Below are 5,332 nucleotides of genomic sequence, written 5' to 3'. Positions count from 1 at the left end.
TGAATTAAACAGCATTACTATTCGTAAAGTTGGGTTTCGGAAATACCCGTTGTGGTGTATTTTTTCTTAACCTTTCTCAATTCATAACATTATCTTCATCCCGCCAACCCATATCCTGGCTGGCCCTGAAAGCCAAAAAAACACCTGACTAAGCTAACTAAATTCCACTGAGTTCACCTGTTTCCAGCGCACCTTGTAAATCTGCCGAAACTTCCCAGTGGCTTCCAAAGAACCGTCCGCCATCTACCTTTTTGATCTTTACCACCAAGGTGCCGTCCATCTTTTCCTCTACAGATGTTACGACCACTTTGTTTCCTGGCAACCCCTTGTAATTCGCGATACCGCCTCTTTTGATAATAAAATTGGGCCTTGGAAAATTAATGTGCTTATACCTTGGAGCATCGGGGTATCCTATCTTGAGGATATCACCAACCTGTACATCCTGGGGCGCTATGTATTTATCGTCCTTTGCGTTCAGGCCTATACTTACTACTGCGAATAATAGTGCAAAAAATAACTGTTTCATAACATTGTATTTAGATTTCAAAATTAATATTTGTGCTTAAAAAATGTATACCGGATGATAGCAGACTTGCCTTTTCCACCAACTTAAATAACACAGTCCTGAAAATGAATCACCCAGCATAAGAGGGAACAATAATTATCATCCATTTACCTATATAAGTATAAAAATAGGGATCCCTGTAAGAAAAATATATGATTTTGGTCAGGTGGGTAAACCGGCAGGCAGACGCGATGCGGATGTCTTGAAAAATCTGTAAAAACCCTTGGGTGTAAAGTTCTAAATCACCTTTAAATTGAAAGAAATTGTCACTCAATGGAGTTTTCCTTATTTTTATACCCTCCGCTAGCGCGAGCGTCACGCTCGCACCGACCAAGGTTACATCTTTTGCTCTCTACAATGAGGGGGTCTATAATTTTGTCTCCCTCCGCTAGTGCGAGCGTCACACTCGCACCGACCAAGGACATCTGTTGCTCTCTACAATGAGGGGGTCTATAATTTTGTCTCCCGTACTTTATAATAAAACCGATTAAGATAATTCACTGTTAAGTTCTGCCAGTAGTATTTTTGCCTCGCATAGATCTATGGAATCAAAACCTTCTGTAAACCAATTGTAAATGCCTTTCAAGAGGTCGTATGCTTCTTCCGTTCTACCCTGTTTTTGCCAAAGCCGGGCCAAATCCCTGGAAGAACGAAGTTCAAATGTTTTTGCCGCTTGTTTTCTTGAAAGTTTTAGCGCTTGCTTTAGGATTTTTTCCACAGTTTCATAGGGTTCGTCCATAGCCTGTAAAGTAAGCCCTTTTATCCTGAACAATTCCGCGGTATGTATATGGGTGCCTGTCTTGTTTACATGATCCAGAATCTTTTCTATCCAACTCATAGCAGATTCATATTCCCCAATAAGGAAATACTGTTCCCCAATGAAGGGTGATAAGGAAACAGCAAACGCTTTAAAACCGATATCAAAGCACACATTGATGAGGTTTACAGCTTTATAAAAAGCCGATCTGTCTCCCTGGAATGCTCTGGCTATATTATAATATACCTCTGCTGTAAGTGTAAAAATGGGATCTCCAAATGCTTTTACGATGGGCAAATATTGTTCCATTATTTTTTCAGCCATTGCCCATTCTCTTGCCTCCAATCCATACAATGAGGGGAAGGTATAGATGTGGTAAAGCGTCATAGAATCCTCATGACCTTCACTATATAATAAATGTTGTTCAGCTAGATTTTTGGCCTTATCCATATAGCCCATTACCTGAAGACAAACCATCTGCCAGGCTTTAGAGCCAATTTCGATATACCCACTTGGAGCTAATTCCCAGGGAAATGGTAAAGAAGGATCGAATAGTTCAAGAACACGCCGATAAGACCGGTTAGCCTCTTCAAATTCACCTTTAATAACCACACCTCCCCCTCCCAATTGACTAGCGAATAATTCAAACCAATACCCATTTTCCGGGTCCTCTGCTAATTTGAACATGTGGTCAGACACTTCCTTAGCCGCTTTATAATCTTCTGTATTAAAATAATACGATAGTAAATTAAACAAGATTAAAGCTAGTTTCGGATTAACGTCAATAGTCTGTGCAATAGCCCTCGCCCGGTTGAAAGTTTCTTTCACTTTGGGATGGGGAAATCCGTGAGCAACAACAAAGGAACCACCCAGGGTCAGACGAAAATCCAATTCCAGATTATTGCGCTCTTCCTCATTTTTTACATGAGGTAATAATGTTATACCCTTCTCCAGATGAGCAATAGCTTCAGCCATTGCATTTTTCTGACTGGCCTGCTGGCCTGCCTTCAACCAAATTGGAATGGCCTCTAGTGGTTGCCCGGCTTCCGTGTAATGGTGCGCCAAAATCTCCGGTTGGTTCCTGATGATTTCCACAAATTGATCCTCCAATACCTTTGCTACTTGCAGATGCAATTGATGCCTTCTGCTTTTCAGAAGTGATTCATAGGCGGTATCTTGTATCAGGGCATGCTTGAATTGAAATACAGATTGTTTTCCTTGATGGCTTTTGTAAAATATTTCCGAATCTAATAATTGGGATAAGGATTCCTCGAAATCTCTTATTTCTGATGGAAGTAATGCTTGCAGCATTTCTGGTGTAAATTCACGCCCCAGTACAGACCCTATCTGGGCCACCTCCTTGGCTTTGGATAAATGATCCAGACGAGCCACAAGTGAATCCTGTAGCGTAGAAGGGATGGCCATGGAGGATATAGATCCAATCAATTCAAAACGCTCATCTTCTTCAACTAATAAATCGGACTCCAAAACCATTTTAGTGAGCTCTTCTACGAATAACGGAACTCCCTCTGTCTTGGCCGCAATTTGCTTCAAAATCGCTTTAGGTAATTCTTTTCCTTTTGTCTGATGAAGACAGATTTCGGCCAGATGTTCGGATGACAGCCGTTCAAGTGTAATTTGCGAAACTCCGGAATGCCCTAACCAGTCGGGGCGAAAACCAGGCCGCGTGCTGTAAAGTGCAAATATGCTTTGGGTTGAGAGTTTTTCTATAAAGAAGGTCAACCATTCAAGGGTAGAAGCATCTGCCCAATGCAGATCTTCAACTATGAACAGTAGTGGTTGATTCGCTGCTTTATAGAGCAAAACCTGAGTAACACCTTCCATGATCTTCTGTCGCTTGGCAAAAGGGCTCATAAGAAGGGGGGGGTATTTTTTTGATGGAATGGACAAAAATTCTACAAACAGTGGCATGGCCAGTTCAAAATCGAGAGTAGATTGTTTTAGAAAAAGCTCCAGTTTCTGAAGTTTATTTTCTGAATCGTCTTTGGGTTCAATGTGTAGCAATTCATTTTGAATCATTTCAATAATAGGCTGAAAAGCACTGTTCCTTTGGTGGACAGAACACCTTGCTTCCAGAAAAAAGCCATCAGACTCTTGTTTTATATACTCTTCTATGGTATCCACCAAGCGGGATTTGCCAATTCCCGCTTCGCCGTTTATCAAAACCGCACTCCCATTTCCCTTTTTTGCTTGTGTCCAGAATTTTTTAAGAAGTGTGAGTTCACTTTCTCGGCCCACCAATGGTGAAAGCCCTTTGCCCTTAGCAATGTCAAGTCGGGTTTTTACGCCGCTTTCTTTCAGGACGTGAAATACTTCCATAGGCTCGGAGATGCCTTTTAAAACATGAGTCCCTGTACTTTTTACTTCAAACCAGCCCTGTATTAAAGACATGGTTTGTGGACTTACCACCAGCCCATTGTGGGGCGCCAACCCTTCAAGCCTTGCGGCTATATTAACTGTTTCTCCCAGGGCTAAATGGTCGTCTACAATAACAAGTCCGGTATGAATACCAAGGCGGATTTTTATGGCAGTTTTACCTTCATCTACCCATCGTTTATTTGCAGCATTTACGGCCTCAATAATCGCTAACCCTGCCTGAGTTCCAACTTTGGAAGCATCTTCCATTCCTTCCGGATACCCAAAATACACCAAAAGCCCATCCCCCAAATAATTGCCTACATTACCCCCGTAGCGAGTTATTACTTCTTCTGCAATTTGGTGATAATTCAGGATTAACTCTCTGTAATCTTCCGGATCCATTTGTTCTGAAAGTGGTGTGGAATCTACCAGATCACAAAAAAGAATGGTAAGTTGTCTTCGCTCGGCTATATTTTTTGCACTCCGCTTTTCACTTCCCTGTGTAATATCAAAACGTACACCACAGGAATTGCAGAATTTGGCCTCGTCGGGGTTTTCATGACGGCATTGATGACATACTTTCATCTTATAACCATTTGGAAACTTAGTAATGGAGGAACACCAATAAGATAGGGATAATTAAAGATCTTTTCAAATTATTTAACAGCCAATACTTTGGTCCTATAAATGTATTAAAAAGGGTAAAGCCTTTAATAAACAATGGCTTGGAAAGGCTATAAATCATTAGATGTATCCTTACTAACCGCTAAACACTACCACTTATTTTATACGGTATATTATGCAGCCAAACATTATGGAGTATTACAATAGTACATATAAATAGTTACTGGAATCCTAAGCAAGAATTATGAATAAAAGGAGCAAATCTTTCTCCTTTCAATGACGCTGTACGGATTCAAAATCCTTTCAAAAGATGACCAATGCGATACCGCATTCTCAAAAGGTAAGTTCCCGGATATTGTAATATAAGGTAATTCGGCGAGGTTTAATAAGGCCAAATAATCAGGCTAAAATGCCCAGGGGTATGTTTCGGGCAGTTGCAATTTATCTACATACACATCCATAGCATGTACTCCTTCCGAAGTATCGATGTAAATAAAGGCATCATAACGTTCGGGCATAACCGAGGGTACGTAATTTCCTGTTTTCTCATAGTGCGGGTGGTAAACCACCCCAATGGCGCGGTGCCCGATGGTTTCTTTAAAGAGGCTGTTTCCCTTTAATTCATCCATAAACAACAATTGATCCCCTTTTCCTGTTTGGTGCAATAGCTGTTCCCAGGAACCTTCGATGGCCTCCGGTAGATGCATATTCCTCATGGGCGCGCCCCATTCGGCGCCCGCTACGACCGTACCTTTGTACGATCCAAAACCTACTATTTTGGGGTTGTGGCCAGGTATTTGCTGGCGCACCAACTGACCCACATTTACGCTACCGTCCAATGCCATGTCCGTTGCCCTGGCATCACCTACATGGGTGTTATGTTCCCAGATAATCGCCTTTGAATCGGTGCCGTGAAAATGGAGCAAGCGCTTTAGGGTATCCATCATATGATGGTCGCGCAGGTTCCCTGAACTTTGGTTGGCATTTACCATGCTGCGGTAATAGGC

General features: G+C 41.8%; 3 protein-coding genes. All 3 read right to left on the bottom strand.

What is annotated here, in order from left to right; genetic code table 11:
• Positions 1-157 precede the first annotated feature (157 nt).
• The gene (locus WBN20_RS06480) at positions 158-526 is read right to left on the bottom strand and encodes a hypothetical protein (RefSeq protein ID WP_424271310.1); all 369 of its coding nucleotides are present in this window, start codon (positions 524-526) and stop codon (positions 158-160) included.
• Positions 527-1,052: 526 nt separating this feature from the next.
• Entirely contained in the window at positions 1,053-4,286 is a 3,234-nt protein-coding gene (locus tag WBN20_RS06475; RefSeq protein WP_424281122.1) for an AAA family ATPase, read from the bottom strand.
• A 443-nt stretch (positions 4,287-4,729) separates the two neighbouring features.
• A partial coding sequence (locus tag WBN20_RS06470; RefSeq protein ID WP_424281121.1) for an erythromycin esterase family protein occupies positions 4,730-5,332 on the bottom strand: 603 nt, incomplete at its 5' end.

The organism is Eudoraea sp., assembly GCF_049665975.1.
In the GTDB taxonomy this organism is placed as follows: Bacteria; Bacteroidota; Bacteroidia; order Flavobacteriales; family Flavobacteriaceae; genus Eudoraea.
The sequence above is the reverse complement of the archived record's forward strand: the minus strand, read 5'-3'. Positions and strand labels throughout refer to the sequence as shown.

Coding starts and splice junctions, on each gene's coding strand:
- WBN20_RS06480 (WP_424271310.1), bottom strand. CDS start 526: ATGAAACAGTTATTTTTTGCACTATTATTCGCAGTAGTAAGTATAGGC.
- WBN20_RS06475 (WP_424281122.1), bottom strand. CDS start 4,286: ATGAAAGTATGTCATCAATGCCGTCATGAAAACCCCGACGAGGCCAAA.